General features: G+C 32.1%; 27 protein-coding genes. 16 read left to right on the top strand and 11 right to left on the bottom strand.

Annotated features, from left to right (window positions below; all coding sequences use genetic code 11):
- Positions 1–12 precede the first annotated feature (12 nt).
- A complete protein-coding gene (gene gmk, locus A9601_RS11635) occupies positions 13–567 on the bottom strand; it encodes a guanylate kinase (RefSeq protein WP_011817978.1) in 555 nt (184 codons plus the stop codon).
- A gap of 73 nt (positions 568–640) precedes the next feature.
- Here gmk and A9601_RS11630 point away from each other — a divergent pair, with 73 nt between their 5' ends.
- The 3 genes from A9601_RS11630 to tatC all read left to right on the top strand — a co-directional run bounded on the left by A9601_RS11630 (position 641) and on the right by tatC (position 3,470).
- Positions 641–2,341, top strand: coding sequence for an Rqc2 family fibronectin-binding protein (locus A9601_RS11630; protein WP_011817977.1), 1,701 nt, complete (start codon positions 641–643; stop codon positions 2,339–2,341).
- A 29-nt stretch (positions 2,342–2,370) separates the two neighbouring features.
- Positions 2,371–2,631, top strand: a complete 261-nt coding sequence (locus A9601_RS11625; RefSeq protein WP_011376025.1) for a hypothetical protein — start codon at positions 2,371–2,373, stop codon at positions 2,629–2,631.
- An 80-nt stretch (positions 2,632–2,711) separates the two neighbouring features.
- Positions 2,712–3,470: a twin-arginine translocase subunit TatC gene (gene tatC / locus A9601_RS11620; RefSeq protein ID WP_011817976.1), complete on the top strand. Its 759-nt coding sequence runs from the start codon at positions 2,712–2,714 to the stop codon at positions 3,468–3,470.
- Here the strand turns inward: tatC and A9601_RS11615 are convergent.
- Positions 3,439–3,756, bottom strand: a complete 318-nt coding sequence (locus A9601_RS11615; RefSeq protein WP_011817975.1) for a DUF3067 family protein — start codon at positions 3,754–3,756, stop codon at positions 3,439–3,441. The genes tatC and A9601_RS11615 overlap by 32 nt on opposite strands.
- 123 nt (positions 3,757–3,879) lie before the next feature.
- Between A9601_RS11615 and petC the strand changes: the two genes are divergently transcribed.
- From petC to A9601_RS11590, 5 genes are read left to right on the top strand one after another with little or no spacing between them, the layout of a single operon-like run.
- The gene (gene petC, locus A9601_RS11610; RefSeq protein ID WP_011817974.1) at positions 3,880–4,416 is read left to right on the top strand and encodes a cytochrome b6-f complex iron-sulfur subunit; all 537 of its coding nucleotides are present in this window, start codon (positions 3,880–3,882) and stop codon (positions 4,414–4,416) included.
- Positions 4,417–4,445: 29 nt separating this feature from the next.
- The gene (gene petA / locus A9601_RS11605; protein ID WP_225866272.1) at positions 4,446–5,375 is read left to right on the top strand and encodes a cytochrome f; all 930 of its coding nucleotides are present in this window, start codon (positions 4,446–4,448) and stop codon (positions 5,373–5,375) included.
- Between the two features lie 10 nt (positions 5,376–5,385).
- The gene (lgt, locus tag A9601_RS11600) at positions 5,386–6,279 is read left to right on the top strand and encodes a prolipoprotein diacylglyceryl transferase (protein WP_011817972.1); all 894 of its coding nucleotides are present in this window, start codon (positions 5,386–5,388) and stop codon (positions 6,277–6,279) included.
- A complete protein-coding gene (gene cobM, locus A9601_RS11595) occupies positions 6,272–7,027 on the top strand; it encodes a precorrin-4 C(11)-methyltransferase (protein ID WP_011817971.1) in 756 nt (251 codons plus the stop codon). Before lgt ends, cobM begins: the two co-directional genes overlap by 8 nt.
- Positions 7,028–7,082: 55 nt before the next feature.
- On the top strand, positions 7,083–7,574 hold the full coding sequence (locus A9601_RS11590; protein WP_011817970.1) for a helix-turn-helix domain-containing protein: 492 nt from the start codon (positions 7,083–7,085) through the stop codon (positions 7,572–7,574).
- Here A9601_RS11590 and A9601_RS11585 read toward each other — a convergent pair.
- The gene (locus A9601_RS11585) at positions 7,571–9,166 is read right to left on the bottom strand and encodes a Ppx/GppA phosphatase family protein (protein WP_011817969.1); all 1,596 of its coding nucleotides are present in this window, start codon (positions 9,164–9,166) and stop codon (positions 7,571–7,573) included. The genes A9601_RS11590 and A9601_RS11585 overlap by 4 nt on opposite strands.
- Positions 9,167–9,291: 125 nt before the next feature.
- On the opposite strand from A9601_RS11585, the gene A9601_RS11580 reads away from it, so the two are divergent.
- Complete coding sequence (locus A9601_RS11580; RefSeq protein ID WP_167315820.1) at positions 9,292–10,179, top strand: 4-hydroxybenzoate polyprenyltransferase; 888 nt, start codon at positions 9,292–9,294, stop codon at positions 10,177–10,179.
- 9 nt (positions 10,180–10,188) lie between these two features.
- The gene (locus A9601_RS11575) at positions 10,189–11,058 is read left to right on the top strand and encodes an LD-carboxypeptidase (RefSeq protein ID WP_011817967.1); all 870 of its coding nucleotides are present in this window, start codon (positions 10,189–10,191) and stop codon (positions 11,056–11,058) included.
- On the opposite strand, the gene ispD is transcribed toward A9601_RS11575, so the two are convergent.
- On the bottom strand, positions 11,059–11,730 hold the full coding sequence (gene ispD, locus A9601_RS11570) for a 2-C-methyl-D-erythritol 4-phosphate cytidylyltransferase (RefSeq protein WP_011817966.1): 672 nt from the start codon (positions 11,728–11,730) through the stop codon (positions 11,059–11,061).
- Between the two features lie 91 nt (positions 11,731–11,821).
- Here ispD and fabG point away from each other — a divergent pair, with 91 nt between their 5' ends.
- Positions 11,822–12,571 (top strand): 3-oxoacyl-[acyl-carrier-protein] reductase, encoded by a 750-nt coding sequence (fabG, locus tag A9601_RS11565; protein WP_011817965.1) that lies wholly within the window; start codon positions 11,822–11,824, stop codon positions 12,569–12,571.
- Here fabG and A9601_RS11560 read toward each other — a convergent pair whose 3' ends face one another.
- Positions 12,572–12,751 (bottom strand): hypothetical protein, encoded by a 180-nt coding sequence (locus tag A9601_RS11560; RefSeq protein WP_011817964.1) that lies wholly within the window; start codon positions 12,749–12,751, stop codon positions 12,572–12,574. It abuts the gene before it with no gap.
- 131 nt (positions 12,752–12,882) lie between these two features.
- On the opposite strand from A9601_RS11560, the gene groL reads away from it, so the two are divergent.
- The gene (gene groL / locus A9601_RS11555) at positions 12,883–14,628 is read left to right on the top strand and encodes a chaperonin GroEL (protein ID WP_011817963.1); all 1,746 of its coding nucleotides are present in this window, start codon (positions 12,883–12,885) and stop codon (positions 14,626–14,628) included.
- 3 nt (positions 14,629–14,631) lie between these two features.
- Here groL and A9601_RS11550 read toward each other — a convergent pair whose 3' ends face one another.
- The 5 genes from A9601_RS11550 to A9601_RS11530 are packed head-to-tail and all read right to left on the bottom strand — an operon-like array spanning position 14,632 to position 19,007.
- Positions 14,632–15,147: a hypothetical protein gene (locus A9601_RS11550; RefSeq protein WP_011817962.1), complete on the bottom strand. Its 516-nt coding sequence runs from the start codon at positions 15,145–15,147 to the stop codon at positions 14,632–14,634.
- A 7-nt stretch (positions 15,148–15,154) separates the two neighbouring features.
- Positions 15,155–15,979, bottom strand: coding sequence for an ABC transporter permease (locus tag A9601_RS11545; RefSeq protein WP_011817961.1), 825 nt, complete (start codon positions 15,977–15,979; stop codon positions 15,155–15,157).
- Positions 15,980–16,026: 47 nt separating this feature from the next.
- Positions 16,027–17,043, bottom strand: coding sequence for an ABC transporter ATP-binding protein (locus A9601_RS11540; protein WP_011817960.1), 1,017 nt, complete (start codon positions 17,041–17,043; stop codon positions 16,027–16,029).
- Positions 17,044–17,082: 39 nt separating this feature from the next.
- Positions 17,083–18,084, bottom strand: a complete 1,002-nt coding sequence (locus A9601_RS11535) for a heme o synthase (protein ID WP_011817959.1) — start codon at positions 18,082–18,084, stop codon at positions 17,083–17,085.
- Positions 18,081–19,007 (bottom strand): COX15/CtaA family protein, encoded by a 927-nt coding sequence (locus A9601_RS11530; RefSeq protein ID WP_011817958.1) that lies wholly within the window; start codon positions 19,005–19,007, stop codon positions 18,081–18,083. Before A9601_RS11530 ends, A9601_RS11535 begins: the two co-directional genes overlap by 4 nt.
- 263 nt (positions 19,008–19,270) lie before the next feature.
- On the opposite strand from A9601_RS11530, the gene coxB reads away from it, so the two are divergent.
- The 4 genes from coxB to A9601_RS11510 all read left to right on the top strand — a co-directional run bounded on the left by coxB (position 19,271) and on the right by A9601_RS11510 (position 22,749).
- Positions 19,271–20,074, top strand: coding sequence for a cytochrome c oxidase subunit II (coxB, locus tag A9601_RS11525; protein WP_011817957.1), 804 nt, complete (start codon positions 19,271–19,273; stop codon positions 20,072–20,074).
- Entirely contained in the window at positions 20,071–21,696 is a 1,626-nt protein-coding gene (gene ctaD / locus A9601_RS11520; RefSeq protein WP_011817956.1) for a cytochrome c oxidase subunit I, read from the top strand. Before coxB ends, ctaD begins: the two co-directional genes overlap by 4 nt.
- Positions 21,697–22,299, top strand: a complete 603-nt coding sequence (locus A9601_RS11515; RefSeq protein ID WP_011817955.1) for a cytochrome c oxidase subunit 3 — start codon at positions 21,697–21,699, stop codon at positions 22,297–22,299.
- A 96-nt stretch (positions 22,300–22,395) separates the two neighbouring features.
- The gene (locus A9601_RS11510) at positions 22,396–22,749 is read left to right on the top strand and encodes an AbrB family transcriptional regulator (protein ID WP_011817954.1); all 354 of its coding nucleotides are present in this window, start codon (positions 22,396–22,398) and stop codon (positions 22,747–22,749) included.
- A 10-nt stretch (positions 22,750–22,759) separates the two neighbouring features.
- On the opposite strand, the gene A9601_RS11505 is transcribed toward A9601_RS11510, so the two are convergent.
- Positions 22,760–23,413 (bottom strand): riboflavin synthase, encoded by a 654-nt coding sequence (locus A9601_RS11505; RefSeq protein WP_011817953.1) that lies wholly within the window; start codon positions 23,411–23,413, stop codon positions 22,760–22,762.
- Positions 23,414–23,511 lie beyond the last annotated feature (98 nt).

Below are 23,511 nucleotides of genomic sequence, written 5' to 3'. Positions count from 1 at the left end.
AATAGAAAATAATCAAGTTTTTATTAACTTGATTATTTTTTTTGCTGTTTCATCAACATCGTGATTTGTTAATGCAAAATCAAATTCATTTGATACTGAAATCTCATAATTAGCCCTTGAGAGTCTTTTTTTAATTGCCTCTTCTTTTTCGGTACCTCTATTTCTTATTCTTCTCTCTAACTCTTCTTTATCCGGAGGAAGTAAAAATATTGACTGTGAATTAGGAAACTTATTTTTTATTTGCCTTGCACCCTCTACTTCAATTTCAAGTAGTACGGTAAATCCCTTTTTTATTTTCTCATTAACAGAAGACAAAGGCGTTCCATAGTAGTTTCCAGCAAATTGAGCCCATTCAAGGAAAAGATTTTGTTCAATCATTTCTTTAAACTTTTCTTGGTTTAAGAAATAATAATTTTCTCCGTCCTTCTCTCCCTCTCTAGGTTCTCTAGTAGTTGCAGATATTGAAAGCCAAAAATTTTTTTCTTTACATAATATTTTTTTGACAACTGTTCCTTTACCTACCCCGCTGGGTCCAGTAAGGATAATAAGTTTTTTTTGATCTTTCATATTAAATTTTTTACAGTAAAATAAACTTCTTGCGAATTAAAAAGTAATAATGCAAAAAGGTGTTCCACAGATAATGGATATTACATCTATTAGATCTGTCTTGCATTATTTGACACAGAACATCTTACCTACAAAGTTTGAGACTGCCCAACAACCAGAGCATAGTACAATTCAATTATGTTTCAGAGGAGTTGATTCTCAAACATGGTTAGAAGTTTCATGGAATGGGGACTCTCCAAGAATACTAAAAATAAATAAGCCAGAAAAGATTGGGAGAGAAAGCACACTTTCTAAACAAATAAGATACGGATTAAAGTATATGGCTTTAGTTTCGATTGATCAAGATGATTTCGAGAGAGTTATAAAATTTAGTTTTGCGAAAAAACCTGGAGATGAAATTAATAAGTATTTAATTTTTGAATTAATGGGAAAACATAGTAATATTTTTTATTTAGATAATAAACATAAAATAATTGCCGTTGGTAAACAAATCAAATCAAGTCAATCTAGTTTTAGAACAATTTCAACAGGATCAATTTATTCTGGCCCTCCAGTCAATCTTAAAAAACAACCTAGAGAAGATGAGTCTTTTCAATCATGGAAAGACTCAATTTCAATAGTACCTGAGTCTTTGAAATACTGTTTAATAAATACATATCAAGGAGTAAGCCCTATCCTCACAAAACAATTAGAGGTTATTAGCGCAACTGTTAATTCAGAAATAATGGGAAAAAATATTGATTTCATTAGCAACTCAGACTTAATGGAGATATTTAAAAATTGGAAGATTTGGATAAACAGGTTTAAAAACAATAACTTTAATTTTTCTACATTCAACAAAGATTTTTATTGCGTTTGGTTTTTTAATAAGGAAATTAATTCCGAAAATAAAATAGATTTATGCACAAGCTTAGAGAATTATTATGATTTTCATCTGAAACAAAAAAAACTTGAATTATTGGAAAAGAAAATTGAAGGGATAATTTTTAAACAGACCATTACTGAGAAAAAGAATTTAAATATTCAATATGATCTTCTGTCAAAATCAGAAAACTACGAGACATATAAAGAAAAAGCTGATAATATATTTGCTTCACATGAAATTAAAAAACAAGACATTATAAAGGGGCAAAAACTATATAAAAAATCAAAAAAACTTAAGAGATCTAGAGAATTAGTAAAAGAAAGATTAAATATTTACAAAACAAACATAGAGAGATTAGACGAATTCACTACGCTTCTAGAAAATTTAAATTCTTTAAATCATGAAAAACTTTCTATGAGAATAAAACTATTAGAAGAAATTATGGAAGAAATTTGTAACGAGTTTAATATCAATATTAAGAAGCAAAGAGAAGATCAGAAAAGGACATATGAGATAGAGTCTTCACCAATTCAAATTAACACTCCCACAGGATTAAAGCTTCAGGTAGGGCGAAATATGAGGCAAAATGATTTAATAAGCTTTAAATTCTCAAAAAAAGGCGATTTATGGTTTCATGCACAGGAATCACCAGGCAGTCATGTAGTTTTGAAGTCTTCATCTCAAGTAGCATCTGAACAAGATCTTCAAATAGCTGCAGATTTAGCTGCTCTATTTAGTAAGGCAAAAAGAAACATTAAAGTTCCAATTAATTTAGTAAAGATTAAAGATTTACAAAAAATCAAAAACGGAGGACCTGGATGCGTTTCCTTTAAAAATGGAGAAATTATTTGGGGAAATCCTACAAGAGGAGAAGATTACATTAAAAAAAATCTTAAAACAGTAATTTAGTTTATAATAAAAAAAATTTTTAAATCTAAATGTTTGATTTTCTTTTAGGCACTCATGAATTTTTAGGAAATCATAGTTTTCCAGAATTTATTGTTGGGTATCTATTTGGTGCTGCATTAATAATTGGAGCTCCTACTGTTTTCTTACTACTTGCCTTCGTAAGCGCTTTAATGAAAACAAATGGGAAAATGGGTGGATATAGAGAATATGAAACTTATGGTGAATCATCTTTAAATGATGCCCCTCCTTTCTTATTACCAGATCCAACAAATCCTAAATTAAGCAAATAATTAAGTTTATCGAAAAATAAATTGAACTTTGACAATAGTAATTTTAAACCTTTTTCTTACACAATTTTTATCAAATAATAATGAGAGGTACAGGTCAAAGTGAAAAAAAATTATCAGATTCGATGACTTTTAGTGATCATTTAGAGGAACTTCGTCAAAGAATACTCAACTCAATTTACTCAATACTTATTTCAATATTCTTTAGTTTTCTCATCATTAAGCCATTAATATCTTTTTTAGAAATTCCAGCTGGTGATATTCATTTACTACAACTTGCTCCAGGAGAGTTTTTATTTGTCGCTATTAAAGTTGCAGGTTACAGCGGATTGATAGTTTCTATGCCTTATATTTTTTATCAAGTAATATTATTCATTTCTCCTGGTTTAACAAAACAAGAAAAAAGCCTTATATTGCCTGCAGTTTTTGGTTCAGGTCTTCTATTTTTTTTAGGATTAATTTTTTCATGGTGGATATTAGTCCCTGCAGCAATAAATTTCTTCATTAGTTTCGGTGCTGATATTGTTGAACCAACTTGGTCTATAGAAAGATATTTTGATTTTGTTCTCTTATTAATGTCTAGCACTGCAATAGCTTTTCAATTGCCAGTATTACAATTTATTCTTGGTTCTCTTGGAATAATCACAACAGAGAAAATGATTTCAAATTGGAAGATAGTTGTAATTTCCTCTGCAATATTATCTGCAGTGATTACCCCTTCAACTGACCCATTGACTATGTCATTGCTATCTATATCGATTGTGTTTTTATTTTTTGTGGGTACTGGATTAACTTACTTATCAGAAAATCTTAAGTCAAAAACTCTTTCATCTTCTCATTAAGATCTAATTGCAAGCTAACAGCTCTACCTAACCTTGGCTTAGCATTGACTTGCTTTAGCCATTGCCTTACTTCTTCTGAATATCCACATCTATTTAAAATCTCGATTTTATCAGCTATCGATTTTTTATATTCATCTTCACTTAAAGGGAATGATTCCTGTCCAAGAAATCCCCACATCATTTGAAAATACACGAATTTTCCTCTTCTAAAGAGTCTAAAGTCATATTTTTTTCCCCAGCGATGAATCAAATAATGTATAACTTCATCAACTAGCAATGGGTTCATTTAAATCAATTAATTAAGACTTCCTAAACTTTTACTTTAAATTATTAAAAGTCCTATCTATTTGCAACAGAAATTGAACAATCTGTTCCATAATAACTAATAAATAACAGAACCAAGTAGCGAATGACTCAATTAAGTTCCAATGATGTCCCTTCTATGGGTCGAAGGCAATTTATGAATCTTCTTACATTTGGTACTGCAACTGGTGTAGCTTTAGGAGCCCTTTACCCTGTAGCGAATTATTTCATGCCTCTAAGAGCAGGCGGTGGTGGAGGTGGAACTTCTGCTAAAGATGAATTAGGGAATCCAATAACTAAGACAGGTTGGTTAGCTACCCATCAAGCAGGAGACAGAAGTCTAGTTCAGGGTCTAAAGGGAGATCCAACTTATTTAATAGTTAATGAGGGTGGGGAGATAGGAGAATTTGGTTTAAATGCAATTTGTACTCATTTAGGTTGTGTTGTCCCATGGGACAGTGGTGCTAATAAATTTATATGTCCTTGTCATGGCAGTCAGTACGATACTAACGGGAAGGTAGTAAGAGGGCCTGCGCCTTTATCTTTAGCTCTAGCTCATGTCGATATTGAAGATGATGCTGTACTCGTTAAACAATGGTCAGAAACTGACTTTAGAACCAATGAAAATCCATGGTGGGCATAAAAACAATGAAAGGTCTTAAAAATCAAATCATGAAAAAAACAAGTTTATTTATCTGTACTCTGCTTTTCATTTCAAGCATTGTATTTTATCCAAAGATCAGTTTTGCTTATCCATTTTGGGCTCAGCAAAACTACGAATCCCCAAGAGAAGCCACAGGTAAGATAGTCTGTGCAAATTGTCATCTAGCTCAGATGCCCACAATTGCAGAGGTTCCACAATCTGTTGGAGCAGACAGTGTTTTCAAAGCTGTAGTCAAAATACCCTACAAAAATGATTTAAAAGAGATAGGGGCTGATGGTTCGGAAGTCCCATTACAAGTTGGTGCTGTTGTAATGCTGCCTGATGGATTTAAACTTGCTCCACAAGAAAGATGGACCGAAGAAATAAAGGAGGAGACAGAAGGGGTTTATTTCACAAATTACAGTGAAGAGCAAGATAATATCATTATTGTCGGACCTTTACCTGGCGATACCAATAAAGAAATAGTTTTCCCTGTACTTTCCCCTGACCCATCCACTAATAAAGAATATCACTATGGGAAATACTCGTTACATATTGGAGGCAATAGAGGTAGAGGTCAGGTATATCCAACTGGAGATAAGAGCAATAATGTAGTATTCACCTCTTCCACCGCAGGAACTATAAATTCAATAGAAACAATTGAAGATGGTAGCTATCAAGTCAATATAGAAAACGATAATGGTGAAATAACTACTGAAGCAGTCCCTGTTGGTCCTCAACTTATCGTAAAAGCGCAAGACAAAATTAATGTAGGTGACCCTCTTACTAATGATCCCAACGTTGGTGGCTTTGGGCAATTGGATGCTGAGGTTGTACTTCAGAGCCCTTATAGAGTTATTGGATTGATTGCATTCTTCATTGGTGTAGGGTTAACACAAATACTTTTAGTATTAAAGAAAAAACAAGTAGAAAAAGTGCAAGCAGCAGAGGGTATCTAACTTTCTCTAAATGCTCATACTTCAGGCTTTTATACAATCTCCAGGAGAAACTTTTTTAAATTTAGGATATATAACTATTAGATGGTACGGACTTCTTATTTCGGTTTCAGTTTTAATAGGCCTATTTGTCTCTAAAAAACTTGCAAAGGCAAGAAATATTAACCCAGAGTACATTAGTGAAATACTTCCATCATTAATAATCTCTTCAATAATTGGAGCTAGAGCTTATTACGTAATTTTTGAGTGGAGGCTATATAGCGGAGAGAACTTTTTTACTTCTTTTGAACTATTCAATAACATAATTCAAATACCCTCTTTTCTTGCAGTTTGGGAAGGAGGCATAGCAATCCATGGAGGTCTAATTGGAGGATTAATATCTATTATCTATTTCTGTAAGTCGAAAAAAATTAATTTAAAAACTTTTATAGATATATTAATACCCTCGATTATTCTTGGACAATCAATAGGAAGGTGGGGAAATTTTTTCAATAATGAAGCCTTTGGAGTGCCTACAAATTTGCCTTGGAAATTATTTATTCCTATCCAAAATAGGCCTTTAGAATTTATTAATTATGAATTTTTTCATCCTACATTTCTCTATGAGTCATTGTGGAATCTTTTAATTTTCATCGTCCTTATTATTACCTTTAATAAACAAAATAAAAAAGATTTTTTCAGGCCTGGCTTTATTAGCTGTCTTTATTTAATAAGTTATAGCTTTGGAAGATTCTGGATTGAAGGTTTAAGAACTGACCCACTATGCATTGGTGGACTTCCACCCTTCTGTGATGGCGGTATAAGAATGGCTCAATTTATAAGTATTTTTCTATTTTCTTCTGGTTTAATTGGAATATTTTTTTTAAGATTGAGAACATATATTGGGAAAAATAGAAAGAATGGATAACAAAATATCCTTTATTGGTGTTGGTCCAGGCGATCCAGAATTATTAACTTTAAAAGCATTAAAAAAGATAAAAATTGCAGATGTCATTATTTGGACTGATTCTCTAATTCCTGAAAAGATTTTAGATTCTGCTAAAGAAGGTTCTGAAAAAATAAAAACGAGTTCACTTAACTTAGAGCAAATCACCTCAATTATGATAAAAAAATTTCAGGCAGGGAAAACTGTTGTAAGGTTGCATGATGGAGACCCTTGCCTTTTTGGAGCAATTAGAGAACAAATCGAAATTTTAAAAAACGAAAAAATTGAAATCGAGGTTGTTCCTGGAGTAAGTGCTTTTCAAGTTGCTGCAGCATATCATGAAGCTGAGTTAACCATCCCTGAAGTAACGCAAACAATAATTTTAACTAGAGCAGGAGGGCGAACAGGGATGCCCGAAAAAGAATCTCTGAAAGATCTTGCGAAACACAATTCCTCTATATGTCTATATCTAAGTGCTAGGCATGTGAAAAGGTCTCAAGAAACATTACTAGAGTTTTACCCTCCTGAGACTAAAGTGATTGTTGGATTTAGAGTATCTTGGGATGACGGTTGGACATCATTAATAGAATTAAAAGATATGGAAAAATTTTCTATTGAGAAAAAACTAATTAGAACAACCATTTACATAATTAGCCCAGCAATTAGTAATTCTCAAAAAAGATCTAATCTTTATAATCCATCTTATAAGCATCTCTTTAGGAATAAATAATCTTAAAGTTGATAGAAAAATATTAATTACTATAATTAGTAAAAATTAATTTGCTTTGAAAGAAATAAAATCTGTTTCGGGAATCAACAATAAAGGAGGAGATTCCTCTTTAAAGAGAATCGGAAATTTCATAAAAGAGGCTAGGTTAAGTAAAAATCAATCAATTGAAGAACTGGCTTCAGATTTAAAAATTGGAGCTCATCAACTTGAAGCCATAGAGGAAGGTAATGAAGAAAAACTACCTGAAAAAGTATTTATCAAAGCAATGATTAGACGGATTTCACAGAAGCTAAAACTTGATACAGAATTTTTAATGGATGAATTCAAGACAGAGAGGAAAGAAGTGAAAATTGAAGAAATAGTTGAAGAAGTTTCCAAAAAAAATTATAAATCTAAGCAATCTAAGAATTTTAATCCACTAGGATTCCTAATATTTATTTTAATTTCAGGCTTTCTCGGACTAATCGCCTCGTCCTTAATTTTCAATTTATTTTCAGATTCTTCTCAGAATCAAACTCCAAAACAAGAACTTATTAAAAAAAACTAAATAACTTTTAATTCCAAATTCTTTAGTTCTTTTATTACATTACGGCATAATCCTAAGTTCCATTTTTCAAGAAGAAGATCATGGTTTCTATCTAAAGGTAAAAGTTGAAATGTAAGATTATTTTCCTGCAATTTTATTTGAACTGAGGAGATCACCTTGTCAGGTCTTTGATCAAGAGCTGCCGCTAGTCTCAGGATTAATGACATTTCAAGAACTAATGTTTTATCTTCTTTGGAAATTAAATTTTGCCAAGACTCATGTCTTTTCTTGGGTAGAGTCTTTCTATGGTACCTAGCAATTGAAGCAATAATATTGGTTTCTGCTTCAGAATATCCCAACAACTCACAATTTTTTATTAGGTACCAAGAGTGTTTGTGATATGAACCAACATTCACATATTTCCCACAACTATAAAGATTAGAAGCTGCCCAAAGAAGTTCTTTAGCTTTGGGGTCATTATCGCTATAAAAGATATTTTTAGTCTGATCATAGATTTGAAAGGCAATATCAATAACTTTCTCAGCTCTTGTATCATCTACTCCAAACTTTCTCGCCTGATGAACTATAGTTGTTCTTCTAATATTGCCTTGAATATTTAACTCATTTTTAATTATCCCTTTACGAAGCATCCAATCTACAACCAAACCTTCTCGAAGCGCCCTCTCACTTATTATTAATTCATCAAAGTTCAACATCTCCATTGCTGTGTTTAATATCAATGCTCCTGGAATAATTATTTCTGCTCTTCTCTCACTTAATGACGGTATTTTCTTGATTTCAGAAACCGGCAATTTAAGTAGTTTTTCCAATACATTTTGTAAATTTTCCCTTTTAAATTTATAACCATGCAACTTTTGTTTAGATTCTCCCAAATCATCTGAAATCAAATTTCCTAGTGAGGTTGCAGTGCCACTGGTTGCAATCAAAGATAAAGGCTTATCTCCCTTAGATCTACTCTTTATTTTTCGAACAGAGGGTTCTAAAGATCCTTTAATAAAAGTTGTTAGAAAACTCGATCTTTCTGAATTTATAGACTCTTTATTTAAAAAATCATTTTTAAGTCTTACAGCACCAATTCTAGAACTGGTTAGAGCTATAGCATCTTTTTTATCTGCAAGTATTAATTCTGTAGATCCACCTCCAATATCTATTATGACAAAAGACTGATCTTTAAAAGCCATACCAGAGAGAACACCAAGGTAAATTAACCTAGCTTCCTCAGAACCACTTATCATTTCTATTTGAATATCAGTTTCATCAAGAACTCTTCTAATAAAATCTTGACCATTTGGAGCTTCCCTAACTGCACTTGTTGCTCCTGTTACTATTTGTTTTACTCCATTACTTTTACAATATTCTTTAAATCGCTTAAGAGTAACTAATGCTCTTTGGATTGATTCTTCAGTAAGATTTCCCTCCTCATCTCTTTCTCCAAGACGAGTGGTTGATTTATCAGTGAATTTTATTGAAAATGATTTTAATTCTAGATTAATTTCTGCTACCAAGAGATGTGTAGAGTTAGTTCCAATATCTATAGAAGCTACTAAAATTTGCTTTTCTTGAAAATATCTTAAATCTTGTTTCTGTATCATTTCTTTTTATAAGATGCAGATATATTTAATCCATTAATAAATATACCCAAGATTGATTATTAAATAATAGAAATCATTTAATCCTAGTAAGATTATTTAAAGTTATGAAATATACAATAGGGTTTATGCAGAATAAAAATCGACAAATTAGATTAAATACTTTTTTTGAATTATTAAGGTGGAATAAGCCGACTGGAAGAATGATCTTACTTATACCAGCTGGGTGGAGTTTATATTTAACTCCTGGTGCTAATCCAACATTTTTAATGTTGTTAAGAATAATCCTTGGAGGGCTATTAGTAAGTGGATTAGGCTGCGTAGTTAATGATATTTGGGATAAAAAAATTGATCAAAAAGTTATTAGGACAAAAAATAGACCTCTAGCTGCAAATAAAATCAGTCTTAAAACGGCTTATTCAATTCTTTTCTTTTTAATTTTATGCAGTTTCTTTTTAACTTTGTCACTACCTCAACCTGGCAGGATCCTTTCGATTTCACTCGCTTTTCTATCTTTGCCTATTATCTTAATTTATCCTTCTGCTAAAAGATGGTTTAAATATCCTCAATTAATCTTATCCATATGCTGGGGTTTTGCTGTCTTAATACCCTGGGCCGCAAATGAAGGCAATTTGAATAGTATTGTTTTATTGTTTTGCTGGCTAGCTACTATTTTTTGGACTTTTGGCTTCGACACGATTTATGCCTTAGCGGATAAAAAATATGATATCAAAATTGGAATAAATAGTTCCGCTGTTAACCTCCAGAACTATACAAAAGTAACTATTCAAATTTGTTATTTTTTAACTTCTATTTTTCTCGCATTTTGCGGATTTATTAATCAAATGGATTTTATTTTCTGGCCAATTTGGCTTACGACGGCAATCTTAATGCAGCGAGATATACTAAAAGTATTTCCTGAGGAAAAGCAATCAATAAAAAATATTGGGAATCACTTCAAAAATCAATCAATTTATGGTGGAGTCCTACTATTAGGAATTATTATTGCCACATAAATTCTAAATATGGTTTCCAGATTACAAAAAGGTGATCTAATAGATATTTTAGCTCCAGGCTCTTTTATTGATGAAGAGGAAAATTTTCAAAAAGGCATAGAAATCTTAAAAAACTGGGGGTTGGAAATTAATGAAAATAATTCCCTGTCAAAAAAATTTGGTTATTTTGCAGGTGATGATTCTACTAGATTTGAAGAACTGGAAAAAGCACAAAATAGTAAGCTAATCATTTTTGCAAAAGGAGGTTGGGGTTCAGCAAGAGTATTAGAAAAAGAACCTTCTTGGCAGAATGGTTTAATGCTTGGATTCTCAGATACATGTTCTTTATTACTATCTAAATATTCTCAAGGATTTTTAGGTTCTATTCATGGGCCTATGGTTACTGGCCTTTTTAAAGAGCCAGAGTGGAGTCTTGAGAGATTAAGAAATTTACTTTTTGAGGGATATGTTGAGGACATAAGAGGAATACCTTTAAGAGGTGGGAAAGCTAAAGGAGAAATTATCGTTTCTAACTTAACTATTGCCACTTTTTTAATTGGTACTCCTCACTTTCCAGATTGCAAAGGGAAAATAATAATTTTTGAAGATATTAATGAAGATATTTATAAAATAGATCGCATGTTGACTTACCTCAGGATGACTAAAACACTTACTGAAATTGCGGGTATTGGGTTCGGAAGTTTTTCTAATGTTTCCTACGACCTTGAATGGAAAGATTTACTAAAAAACTGCATTATTGAAAGACTCAAAGAATTTGATTTTCCTATTCTTTTTGACCTCCCAATAGGTCACATATCGGGAAATGCTTGCATTCCTTTAGGATACGAAGCCACTTTAAATGGTGATGATGGCATTCTTAGTATCTATACATCTTTTTAACTAGGGGTTCTTCACAAAAAGTTTTGCTATTTTCAAATCTATAGGGGATGTAATTTTTATATTTGAATAAGTTCCTTCAATAATCTTCACTTTCCAATTAAGTATTTCGAATAGTGAGGCATCATCTGTGACTTTCCATTTTTTATCAATTGCCATCTTATGAGCTTTTTTTAATCTATCTACTAAAAAGCCCTGAGGAGTTTGCGCTGCCCATAAATAATTTCTATCTGGTGTTTCTTTAATAAAACCTTCTTTATCAACAATCTTTATTGTGTCAGTTACCTTAGTAGCCAAAATTACAGCTTCATTTTCATCTAATTGCTTGGCACAAAGGTCTATCAATTCAGGATTAATTAGACATCTAGCACCATCATGTATTAAAACTTTTTTAGCATCTTTTGGTAACGCTTCTAAACCATTAAAAACTGACTGTTGTCTGGTGTCACCACCATTAATCCAATGAACTTTTTGGGCAAAATCCTTTGCTGAATTTAATAATAAATTTTTATCTTTCGGTTGCCCAATTATTCCAACCCAGTTTGTTGAGTTTGCAGAAAGTACGGATTTAAGCGTCCAATAAATCAAAGACTCTCCCTCTAAATCAATAAGTAATTTATTTTTTCCAGCTTTCATTCTGCTACCACTCCCTGCAGCTGGTATTAAAAAGTGCACAATAGAAGGATTTATATTTTCTAGACAATTATAAATAAAAGCAATATCTTTACACAAATAGTACTACGATTGAAAATTATTAAATTTCATAATGTCCAATACAGATTCATTATCAGGCAAAGTTGCTTTAATCACTGGAGCTAGCAGAGGAATTGGTAAAGAAATTGCTTTAGAACTAAGCCGCTTAGGAGCAGAAGTTTTTATTAATTACTCTTCTTCTGATGAAAAAGCTGAAGAAGTTGTAAATTCAATAAAAAATTCGGGAGGTAAAGCTCATAAATTAAAATTTGATGTATCAAGAGAGGATTCTGTAAGTTCAGCCTTTGAAGAAATCATAAAAATCAATGGCTCCATTGATATTCTTATTAACAATGCTGGTATTACTAGAGATGGACTGTTGATGAGAATGAAATCAGAACAATGGGATGATGTATTAAATACAAACTTAAAAGGAGTTTTTCTTTGTACAAAATATGCTTCAAAATTTATGATGAAAAAAAGAAGTGGTAGTATCGTTAATATTTCATCTGTTGTTGGAATAATTGGTAATCCCGGTCAAGCAAATTATTCTGCAGCTAAAGCTGGAGTTATTGGATTCACCAAAACTTGTGCTAAAGAATTTGCTTCAAGAGGTATAAACGTAAATGCAATAGCTCCAGGCTTTATAGAAACAGAAATGACTGAAAAACTTAATACTGAAGAGATACTTAAAGTTATCCCTTTAGGGAAATTAGGAAGTTGTACTCAAATTGCAAACTTAGTGTCATTCTTAGTTTCAAGTAATGCTGGAAGTTACATTACAGGGCAAACAATAAGTATAGACGGAGGTATGAGTATTTAATTATGTACTTTCGTAAGGTTGTCCCAATTCATCTCTTAACTTTCTAATTTTCTGTAAAAGTTTAAGTCTTCGACTTCTAGCAGTTAATGTCAAGAAAAATCTTAAAGGAAAGTATATTAATGTCATAGCAATCGCGAGGATTGCGGTAAGAGTAAAAATAAGATTATTTGTTTCTTCCATAACTTAAAGATACTCTTATTTGAGTTAATTTGTATGTCTCATGAAAAGAAATTCGGCTTTCCCCACTTAATTAAATATCCCTTAAAAATGATTCTATGGGAGATTAGAATAAGACTAAAGATTGAGTAAACATGGCTAAACAGTTAAATTTTTCTAATGAATCAAGAGAAGCGCTAGAAAAAGGTGTGAATTTTGTAGCTAATGCAGTAAAGGTTACTATTGGGCCAAAAGCAAAAAACGTTGTAATAGAAAAGAAATTTGGTTCGCCGGATATAGTAAGAGATGGATCTACAGTTGCTAAAGAGATCGAGATTGAAAACCCTATTGCTAATTTAGGTGCGAAATTAATAGAACAAGTCGCATCCAAGACAAAAGAGAGTGCTGGTGATGGGACAACAACAGCAACCATTTTGACTCAGAAGATGGTTCAGGAGGGATTAAAAAATATTGCTTCTGGTGCCAACCCTATGGAGTTAAAAAAAGGTATGGAAGCAGGCCTAGCTTTTGTCTTAGAAAAATTAAGTTCCAAAAGTATTTCATTAAGTGGTTCTGACATCCAAAAAGTTGCAACAGTTAGTGCTGGAGGTGATGAAGAAATTGGATCTATAATTTCGAAAGCAATGGATATTGTTACTTCAGATGGTGTAATAACTGTTGAAGAATCTCAATCATTAGAAACAGAATTAGATATAACTGAAGGAATGTCTTTTGATAGAGGTTATAGTTCTCCATATTTCGTAACAGACCAAGAAAGACAAGTTTGTGAACTTGAAAACCCTAAAATATTAATAACTGATCAAAAAATCTCAACTTTAGTTGATCTAGTTCCAATACTTGAAGAAATTCAAAAGGCGGGCTCACCTTTTCTAATTCTTGCTGAAGATATTGAAGGAGAGGCTTTAACTACTCTGGTTTTGAATAAGAATAGTGGGGTTTTAAATGTAGCTTCCGTGAGAGCTCCTTTATTTGGTGAGAGAAGAAAAGCTGCCCTTGAAGATATTGCAATTCTTACAGGGGCTAAGTTAATTAGCGAAGATAAATCGATGACACTTGATAAAGTATCTATTAATGATTTAGGCAAAGCAAAAAAAATAACTATCACAAAGGATAAAACTACAATTGTTGCCTTCGAAGACACTAAAGATTTAGTTGAAGCGCGAGTAGAGAAATTAAAGAGAGAAGTTAACATAACTGAATCTGAGTATGATCAGGACAAAATCAATGAAAGGATAGCCAAACTAGCCGGAGGAGTAGCTCTTATCAAAGTAGGAGCTGCTACAGAAACAGAGATGAAATATAAAAAGTTGAGAATTGAAGATTCCCTTAATGCTACGAAAGCTGCTATTGAAGAGGGTGTTGTTTCTGGAGGAGGACAAACTTTAATTGAAATATCAGATGACCTTTTAAATTTAAGTGAAACATCTTCAGATGATTTAAGAACAGGGATAAATATAGTTAAAGAAGCCCTTTTGGAACCTACCAAACAAATAGCAAAAAATGCTGGTTTTAATGGTGATGTAGTTGTCGCTGAAATTCAAAGGCTTAACAAAGGCTTTAATGCTAATTCAGGACAATATGAGGATTTAAAAGATTCAGGAATATTAGATCCAACCAAAGTAATAAGATTAGCTCTTCAAGATTCAGTATCTATTGCAGCTATGCTCCTCACAACAGAAGTTGCGATGGCAGACATTCCAGAGCCTGAAGCCGCGGCCCCTGGAGGACCAGGTGGAGATCCAATGGGAGGAATGGGTGGCATGGGAATGCCAGGAATGGGTGGCATGGGAATGCCGGGTATGGGTGGCATGGGAATGCCGGGTATGGGTGGCATGGGAATGCCAGGAATGGGTGGCATGGGAATGCCGGGTATGATGTAATAGCTAACTAGCTTTTTTATCGTTGTTAATCCACTTTCTTAAATTTTTAATATAAGGTAGGGGTAATTCTGGGGTTTCAGTAAATTGTTTTATTTTATTAGAATTTTGATTTTTGCAAGATATTTCATTGATGCTAGAAGTTCCCAGGCCATTTGACTCCCACTTTGTTTCTTCAATACTTTCAAAAGTTTTTGATAATTCAAGCTTAATTTGTTCTTGATTTTCTTCATGCACTTCATCAATTAAAGAGATCTGTTCTTGATTTTCTTCATGAACTTCATCAATTAAAGAGATCTGTTCTTGATTTTCTTCATGCACTTCATCAATTAAAGAGATCTGTTCTTGATTTTCTTCTTCACGTTGAGTTTCTTTTTGTAGTGAACTATGGATTAATAAATCATTTAAAGAATCAATTCCGAATCTGTGGACCCACTTAAAAACAATATTTTCTTTAAGCAAAATATTATTTTCTAAAGAGGCTTTTTTAAAAACTTCTATTAGATGATTTTTTAAAAGCATAAATTTATTAATTTAACTTTCTGTTTAACAGAGGCCTTATGATAATCAAGGAAAAAACTGTTAAAGAAAATAAAATTGATATACAACTCTTACAAGTTAAATCACCATATGGGGCATGTAAAGCCACTAATTCTAAATTCATAGTTTCTGTGTAAGCAGTCCTAATAGGTTCAATCGCAAAAGTTAATGGATTTAGTGATGCTAACCACCCAAGCCAATTTGGCATGAATGAGATTGGAGCTAAAGCAGTGCTCGCGAAAAGAAGAGGTAAGTTTATCACAAATATAAGTGCGATTAATTCAATATGTCCAGGCAAAACAAATGCTAAACATAAACTTATTGATGTCACAAAAAGAACTAATAGAATAAGTGTTGTAAAAACAATTCCTAGACCATATAAGTTGGGCCATCCATAACCCAAAATGTATGAAACAACCATTATTACAATACTCTGAACAAAGCTCAGGATTGTTATGTAAAAAAAAGAAGATAAAACTATGGATAATCTACTGGTCAAAGGAGCTACGAGTAATCTATTAAGAAATCCAAACTCTCTATCAAACATTAAAGGAAGGCCAGAGTTTAGGGCTCCGCTAAAAGCAGTAAAAACAATAAGTCCCGCTCCTAAAAAATTCCCATAAGAATCAACTCCTGGTAAAAAACCCTCAGGAGCTTTAGAGAATAATGCCCCAAATAAAAAAAGCCAAATTATGGGTTGTAATATTCCAGCTAAAAGAGTTGAAGGTCTTCTTTTTAATTGGATAAATAATCTTTTTGTTAAAGCAAATGTTTCTTGATATAAAAAAAATAAATTATATTCTTTTAATTCCATAATTAGCAGTAATTAATTTTCATTATAGTTATTTAACCAAAAGTTTTTTATCGCATTGATTGCTTTGATTCTTTTTTAAGGTCTCTTTTCCCTGCCATAGAAATTTCTGCATCCAACAATGTTTTCCCGGTTGCCTGCAGATACACATCATCCAAGCTTGGCTGACTTTGGGTAAGAGAAAAAATTTCAAACTTTGAAAAGGCCAATTCCACTTTTAGCTTCGTAAGTAAATCTTTTCCCTTTTCTGCTATAAAATTTACCGAGAAACCTTGAGCTTCGTTTATGATAATCTGACTAATTCCATCTATTGAAGATAAAATTTGACATATATTTTTTGCTTCTTCCTGATTACTAAATTCTCTTACTTTCAAAGTTACTCTATCTCCTCCTAATTTATTTTTGAGCTCTGCAGGAGTCCCTTTTGCTATTACTCTTCCATCATCAATTATCACTAATCTGTCTGCCAATTTATCTATTTCATCAAGATAATGACTACTTAAAATAATAGTCATTCCATTATTTCTCAAATCTTTCAAAAGTTGCCATATAATATTTCTACTTTCAATATCTAAACCAACTGTAGGTTCATCCAAAATTAATACTTGGGGCAAATGTAAAAGTCCAGCTGCCAGATCTATTCTTCTTTTCATTCCCCCTGAATAAGTTCCGCACTTACGATCAATCCAATCATTCATTTCTAATTGATCTATTAATTTATTTATCCTTTCAAATTTTTTATTTTTGTTGATGTGATATAAATCTGATTGAAAATCCAAAAGCTCTCGTCCGGTTAATATTTTATCAAGTGCAATGTCTTGGGCAACATAACCAATTAATTCTCTAATTTTCCTTGAATTTCTTATCAGATTAATATTATTTATAAAAACTTCTCCACTATCAGGCTCTATTAAAGTAGCGAGTATTTTTATTAGCGTTGATTTGCCAGCACCATTTGGACCTAGTATTCCGAATAACGTGCCAGCTTCAATTTCTATTGATAAATTTTTTAATGCATTGATATCTGAATAAGATTTTGAGAGCCCTTTAACTTTTATATAATTCATCAAACTTACTATTTACTTAAAATACATTTTACATCTAATTTAATTACTAAGCAGGGATACAATAGATAAAAATATTTGCATAGATTGCTGCTCAAATTCTACGGATAGTTGGGTTCTGGAAATTAATAACAAAAGACAAATGCCAAACATGTAGAGAATAGACCACCTAAAAAGAGACTTTGCTCTAGAAAGATCATCAGGAGATTTCTTTAATTCATTTATTAATTGCAAAAGTCTTCCATTAAATGGCAATAACATAATTCCGTATAAAAGACCCCCTTCAGGTAGAGCAAAGACTCCCATAATACTCATTAAAACTGTTGCCCATCCGTAACGGGAAATCGCTTTAGCAGTAAAAACAGATCCTTTAACAGAAGGGAGCATAGGAATACCAACAGATGCGTAATCATCCTTCAACAAAATTGCAAGTGCCCAAAAATGAGCTGGGGTCCATAACATTACTAAACCAAACAACCACCAACCACTAAGACCTACATGCCCTGTGGCAGCAGACGCTCCAACTAAGGGTGGTATCGCACCAGCAACTCCTCCGAAAACAATGTTTTTTGTTGTACGAGGTTTCAAAATAACTGTATATAAAATTACGTAGCTAAATAAACCAAGAAGAGTTAAACCCGCAGCCAAATAATTTACACCACTTACTAAAAGCATCGAAGCTGCCAAAGTACATGAAACGGCGGCTAAAAATACAGTCTCAGATGACAACTTTCCAGCTGGCAAGGCCCTTTTGCTTGTTCTTGTCATCCTTTTATCTAATTCCATTTCCCACAAGCAATTAAGAGCTCCTGCTGCTGCTGCTGCCAAAGCGCCTCCTCCTAGAGTGCAGATAAGTTTCGGGGAAGACAAAGGCCATTCTTCTGTTAAAGCCATTCCTCCTAAAGTTGTGGCCAGTAAAAGTGGTATTAATCTAGGTTTTGCTACTTCAAGCCAAGGCGGCAAAGTTAATTTTTTTCTTGAAGGTACAACTTCATCCCTAATTGAAGATTTATAGTTCAAGTTTTCTAAGTTACTACTGTTCATGAGTTGATACCGACCGTTTGGGGATTAAGGGAGTGGTTTAGACCTTTTTTGGTAAAAGGATTTCTAAAAATTAATGTTGTTAATATCGCAATAAATAATGAGGCATTAAGTTGGTGACCGATAATAAAAATAGGTTCATTCAAATTTGTTTTAAGACTTAAAACACCCAAAGTAATTTGGGAAAATAAGAGAAAAATAAGTGTTGTGAGATATTTCCAATTTTTATTAAGCAAACTTCTCTTATAAATTGCAATAGCAATAATCAATAAAATTGAGAAAGCAATTGGAAAAGCAAATAATTTATGAGTATCTAGAATTAAACATTGTTTATTAAAAGATAAGCAAATATGTGCTGACCAGGTTGATGAAAGCCTTACGCCTATAAAAGATTGAATCAGAGTAAGTAAAAGAGGAACAAAAAATAATAATCTCCACCAAATTAATGGCTCTTCAATGTCGTCATTTTCTAAATTTTGATTTATTGAAATTGTTGTAATGAGAAGTAGAAAAGCTATTAAAAGATGGCCAGTAACAGTATATGAATCAAGCAGGTTTATTACTGTTAAAGCACCAAAGGATCCTTGGACAATAACGAGAAAAAGTAATAATGAATAAGTTTTAGGTAACCAATTTGGAATTTCATTTTTCCAAATAATTGAAAGAGCAAATTTAAAAAAAATTAATATTCCAACCAGAAAAGCATCTAGACGATGAAACCACTCTAGAAATACTCTTAGGTTCATATGTTTAAAAGGCAAAAAAGATCCATAACATAATGGCCAATCTGGACAGGCAAGTCCTGCCTCCATAACTCTCGTAGCGCCTCCAATTACGATTAGTGCGATAAGTGCAAATACACTATGACTTCCCAACCTTTTAAAAATTGTCAGATATTTTGATTTATATAATTGGTTATTAATCAAATGGATAAAACCTATTATTTTGCATAATAAATTAGATTCAAAAACCAAACATTAATTAAAAATTAATATGTTTAATTTAAAAAATAATTTACTAATTTAATCTTTTTTCCCTGACAATTAACTCTAAAAAGTTATTAATAATACGCCTTTTATTTCATAAATCTTAAGAAGTTGTGAATTTAAATGTTTTTCTTTTAACAAAGAGTGCAGGATTAAAAAAATTGAATATCTTGAGAATATAAATCCAACTTTTTAGAGATCAATTGTTAAATAAAAACATTTATTTAATACTAATTATTTCATTCGTTTTTGCTATATCTTTTTGGATTGGTTTTAATGTAAATTTGCTTCCAGCTGAAGCAAGTATTAATGCACCAATTTACGATGAACTTTTTAAAATTCTTTTCATTATTGGATTAATTATTTTTATAGGTATGACTATAGCTGTTATTTATAGCTTATTTAAGTTCAGAAAAAGAAATAATCAGATAGGAGATGGTATAGCTTTAGAGGGGAATTTAAGCTTAGAAATTGTATGGACAATAATTCCTTCAATAATTGTTTTGTTAATAGGTCTATATAGCTACAACATCTACGATCGAATGGGAGGGATGAAAGAACTAAATCATAACCACGATATGATGAGTTCTAATTCTGAAAAAATATGGGCTGGAATAAGTCAAACTTCTGATAATGAAATAGCAATAAATAATTTATCAATTGAAGTTTCAGCTATGCAATTTGCATTTCTATTCAATTATCCCAAGGGCAATTTCATATCAGGAGAACTACACGTTCCTGTTGATCAAAAAGTATCAATGAAAATGGAATCCAAAGACGTCATTCATGCTTTTTGGGTGCCAGAGTTCAGAATTAAACAGGATATTATTCCTGGTCAGCCTACTATTCTAAATTTCACTCCTACAAAAGTAGGAAAATATCCGATAATTTGCGCAGAATTATGTGGCCCATATCATGGAGGGATGAGAGCCTCAATAATTGTTGAAGAAGAATCTGATTACAACGAATGGTTTAACAAAAATAAAAAACCAGAGGTAAATTTATGACAATATCAATTGATCCACAAAAAACTAATAATGAAAGCCTTCAACCTAAAGGCTGGCTTAGATACTTTAGTTTTAGCCTTGATCATAAAGTAATTGGGATACAATACTTGGTTTGTGGTTTTCTCTTCTACTTAATAGGAGGAACCTTAGCGAGCGCTATAAGAATTGAACTAGCTAGTCCAATGTCTGATTTCATGCCAAGAGATGTTTATAACCAAGTTTTAACTTTACACGGAACAATAATGATATTCCTGTGGATAGTTCCTGTAGTCAACGGGGCTTTTGGAAATTATTTGATTCCATTTTATGTAGGTGCGAGAGATATGGCATTCCCAAGATTAAATGCAGTAGCTTTTTGGTTAATTCCTCCTTCAGGTTTGATGCTGGTAGCAAGCTATTTTGTTGAGGGTGCTGCTCAGGCTGGATGGACGGCTTATCCTCCTTTGAGCATAACTACGCCTCAATCGGGACAAATTATTTGGATTCTTAGCGTTCTATTACTTGGAGGCAGCTCTATATTTGGTGGAATAAACTTTATAGCGACCATTATCAAATTAAGAAGACCAGGATTAAAACTTATGCAATTGCCAATGTATTGTTGGGCAATGCTTGGAACAAGTCTATTAGTTGTTTTGTCAACTCCTGTTTTAGCAGGCACTTTAATTCTACTTAGCTTCGATATCATTGCTAATACAGGTTTTTTCAATCCTGTTTTAGGTGGCAATGTCGTAGTTTATCAGCATTTATTTTGGTTTTATTCTCATCCAGCTGTGTACATAATGGTCCTTCCTGCCTTTGGATTAGTTAGTGAAATACTTCCTGTACATGCTAGAAAACCACTTTTTGGATATACAACAATGGTTTTTTCAATAATGGGGATAGTAGTTTTAGGTTTAGTTGTTTGGGCGCATCACATGTTTACCAGTGGAACGCCCCCTTGGATGAGATTATTCTTTACTATCGCAACAGCATTTATTGCTGTTCCAACAGGTATAAAATTTTTCAACTGGGTTGCAACATTATGGGGAGGTAAAATTTCCATCAATAGTGCAATACTATTCTCTTGCGGATTTATTATAAATTTTGTTTTTGGAGGTATTACAGGAGTTGCTTTGGCACAGGTACCTTTCGATATTCACGTACATGATACCTATTTCGTTGTAGCCCATTTTCATTACATAGTTTATGGAGGGACTGTTTTTATTATTTTCTCTTCAATTTATCATTGGTTCCCCAAAGTAACTGGAAAAATGCTCAATGAAAAATTAGGAATTTTACATTTTATCATTACCTTTATTGGATTTAACTTGTGCTTTGCTCCTCAACATTGGCTTGGTTTAAATGGAATGCCAAGAAGAGTTGCAGAATATGATCCTCAATTCCAGTTTGTAAATCAAATTAGTAGCCTTGGGGCTCTTTTGATGGCTATAAGTACAATTCCTTTTTTAATAAATGTAATCATTAGCGTGAGGAATGGGAAAGATGCTGGAGATAACCCTTGGAACGCTCTTACACCTGAATGGTTAACATCTTCTCCACCTCCAGTGGAAAATTGGGAAGGAGAAGCTCCATTAGTTGAAGAACCTTATGGTTATGGTAAAGAAATTTATGAACAAAAATAAATGACAACTCTAGATAGCTCAAAAGAAATTCAAAAAAATAATTCTGAAGTTAATGAAACACATGAAGACTTCAGAATGTTTGGTCTTGTAACTTTCCTAATTGCGGACGGAATGACTTTTGCTGGATTCTTTGCTGCTTATCTAACTTATAAAGCAGTAAATCCATTACCTGATGGTGCTATTTATGAATTAGAACTACCAATACCTACACTAAATACGATTTTGTTACTTGTTAGTAGTGCAACTTTCCATAAAGCAGGCAAAGCACTTTTAAAAGATAAAAACTCTGATTCCCAAAAATGGTTATTTATTACTGCTTCTCTTGGCATTATATTTTTAATATGTCAATTATTTGAATATTTTCATTTACCTTTTGGATTAACCGATAATTTATTTGCAAGTACTTTTTATGCTCTTACTGGTTTTCATGGATTACATGTCACTTTAGGAACTTTAATGATTTTAATTATTGCTTGGCAATCGAGAATCAATGGCGGAAGATTAACTAGTCAAAATATGTTCCCCTTAGAAGCTGTTGAATTGTACTGGCATTTTGTAGATGGAATATGGGTTATTTTATTTATTATCTTGTATCTTTTATAAAAACTAAATTTAAAAAATTAAATATATTTTTTATTAATTTATATTGCCACAATTCTCCTTTTTAGTAAGAATATATAATTAGAAATTTTTCAGATAATGCTAGAAGGAAAAGAACTTCTTGAAAAAGCAAAATTATTAAGTAAAAAATCTGAAGATGAGATAGCAAGAGGTTGTGGGTATATAGGTCCTAGTGGAAGAATCTTAAGAAAAAGTTTTTATAGGGCGCTTATTGAAGCTAAGGGTTACAAAATAGGAAATGGTCGTCAGGGGAAAAATGGTACTAGAGCTTCAAGAGGTAGACAGACAGAATTCAAAACTAAAGTTCATGGCAATGGGAACCTATTAATTGGTCATGCCTACACCAAAAAATTAGGTCTACAACCTGGTCAGGAATTTAAAATCGATCTTAAAAAAGAATCAAAAACAATTTATCTGATTCCACTAAATTAAAAGATATATTTTACCAACCGTTTTCTTTAAGCCACTCGGAAGAAATATTTTTTGAAGATAAATCTTGATTACTATTTTTATTAAATAAAAGTAATTTCTCTACATATTTAATTAGTGCATCTGCCTCAAGGTTAACACTGTCACCGATATTTAATTTATTCAGATTTGTGTTATGCCAAGTATGAGGAATTATCGCAATAGTAAATATTTCTCCTTCCTGCTCATATTTTGCAATCGTAAGACTAATACCATTTACACAAATACTTCCTTTATTAACTACATATTTTGAAAAATTTTTATTTTTCCACTTTATTGATAAGAGCCAAGATTTCTCTAATTTTTCTATATTTTCAACTGTTCCAAGGCCATCAACATGTCCGCTAACTATATGCCCTCCTAGACGGTCAGACACCCTAAGAGCGGGCTCCAAATTAACAATCTGATTCAGGTTCAACTTTACTCCTAAAGTTGTTTTTTTTAATGTCTCCTCACTAACATCAACAGTAAATTTATTTTGAAAAATCTCTTTAACTGTCAAACAAATTCCATCAACAGCTATGCTGTCACCGATTGCAATATCAAATAAATTATCTATAATTTCAATTTCTACAATATTTTTTTCTTGTCTTAGTTTTCCTACTGACTGAATTATTCCTGTAAACATAGATTTAAGAAAAATATTTTTGCAAAATTTTGTATTTACTTTAATTTACTTTAAATGATTTTCAACTATAAATAAATTAAAGAGTAAATAAAAAAGAA

This window comes from Prochlorococcus marinus str. AS9601, from assembly GCF_000015645.1.
Taxonomy (GTDB): Bacteria; Cyanobacteriota; Cyanobacteriia; order PCC-6307; family Cyanobiaceae; genus Prochlorococcus_A; species Prochlorococcus_A marinus_O.
The sequence above is the reverse complement of the archived record's forward strand: the minus strand, read 5'-3'. Positions and strand labels throughout refer to the sequence as shown.

What these genes read in the sequence shown, in the direction of transcription:
- tatC (WP_011817976.1), top strand. Translation starts at nt 2,712, where the DNA reads ATGAGAGGTACAGGTCAAAGTGAAAAAAAATTATCAGATTCGATGACT.
- lgt (WP_011817972.1), top strand. Translation starts at nt 5,386, where the DNA reads ATGCTCATACTTCAGGCTTTTATACAATCTCCAGGAGAAACTTTTTTA.
- A9601_RS11585 (WP_011817969.1), bottom strand. Translation starts at nt 9,166, where the DNA reads ATGATACAGAAACAAGATTTAAGATATTTTCAAGAAAAGCAAATTTTA.
- A9601_RS11630 (WP_011817977.1), top strand. Translation starts at nt 641, where the DNA reads ATGGATATTACATCTATTAGATCTGTCTTGCATTATTTGACACAGAAC.
- A9601_RS11515 (WP_011817955.1), top strand. Translation starts at nt 21,697, where the DNA reads ATGACAACTCTAGATAGCTCAAAAGAAATTCAAAAAAATAATTCTGAA.
- A9601_RS11560 (WP_011817964.1), bottom strand. Translation starts at nt 12,751, where the DNA reads ATGGAAGAAACAAATAATCTTATTTTTACTCTTACCGCAATCCTCGCG.
- A9601_RS11510 (WP_011817954.1), top strand. Translation starts at nt 22,396, where the DNA reads ATGCTAGAAGGAAAAGAACTTCTTGAAAAAGCAAAATTATTAAGTAAA.
- A9601_RS11535 (WP_011817959.1), bottom strand. Translation starts at nt 18,084, where the DNA reads ATGAACAGTAGTAACTTAGAAAACTTGAACTATAAATCTTCAATTAGG.
- ctaD (WP_011817956.1), top strand. Translation starts at nt 20,071, where the DNA reads ATGACAATATCAATTGATCCACAAAAAACTAATAATGAAAGCCTTCAA.
- A9601_RS11550 (WP_011817962.1), bottom strand. Translation starts at nt 15,147, where the DNA reads ATGCTTTTAAAAAATCATCTAATAGAAGTTTTTAAAAAAGCCTCTTTA.
- groL (WP_011817963.1), top strand. Translation starts at nt 12,883, where the DNA reads ATGGCTAAACAGTTAAATTTTTCTAATGAATCAAGAGAAGCGCTAGAA.
- A9601_RS11545 (WP_011817961.1), bottom strand. Translation starts at nt 15,979, where the DNA reads ATGGAATTAAAAGAATATAATTTATTTTTTTTATATCAAGAAACATTT.
- cobM (WP_011817971.1), top strand. Translation starts at nt 6,272, where the DNA reads ATGGATAACAAAATATCCTTTATTGGTGTTGGTCCAGGCGATCCAGAA.
- A9601_RS11625 (WP_011376025.1), top strand. Translation starts at nt 2,371, where the DNA reads ATGTTTGATTTTCTTTTAGGCACTCATGAATTTTTAGGAAATCATAGT.
- gmk (WP_011817978.1), bottom strand. Translation starts at nt 567, where the DNA reads ATGAAAGATCAAAAAAAACTTATTATCCTTACTGGACCCAGCGGGGTA.
- A9601_RS11580 (WP_167315820.1), top strand. Translation starts at nt 9,292, where the DNA reads ATGCAGAATAAAAATCGACAAATTAGATTAAATACTTTTTTTGAATTA.
- A9601_RS11505 (WP_011817953.1), bottom strand. Translation starts at nt 23,413, where the DNA reads ATGTTTACAGGAATAATTCAGTCAGTAGGAAAACTAAGACAAGAAAAA.
- fabG (WP_011817965.1), top strand. Translation starts at nt 11,822, where the DNA reads ATGTCCAATACAGATTCATTATCAGGCAAAGTTGCTTTAATCACTGGA.
- petA (WP_225866272.1), top strand. Translation starts at nt 4,446, where the DNA reads ATGAAAAAAACAAGTTTATTTATCTGTACTCTGCTTTTCATTTCAAGC.
- petC (WP_011817974.1), top strand. Translation starts at nt 3,880, where the DNA reads ATGACTCAATTAAGTTCCAATGATGTCCCTTCTATGGGTCGAAGGCAA.
- A9601_RS11540 (WP_011817960.1), bottom strand. Translation starts at nt 17,043, where the DNA reads ATGAATTATATAAAAGTTAAAGGGCTCTCAAAATCTTATTCAGATATC.
- A9601_RS11615 (WP_011817975.1), bottom strand. Translation starts at nt 3,756, where the DNA reads ATGAACCCATTGCTAGTTGATGAAGTTATACATTATTTGATTCATCGC.
- A9601_RS11575 (WP_011817967.1), top strand. Translation starts at nt 10,189, where the DNA reads ATGGTTTCCAGATTACAAAAAGGTGATCTAATAGATATTTTAGCTCCA.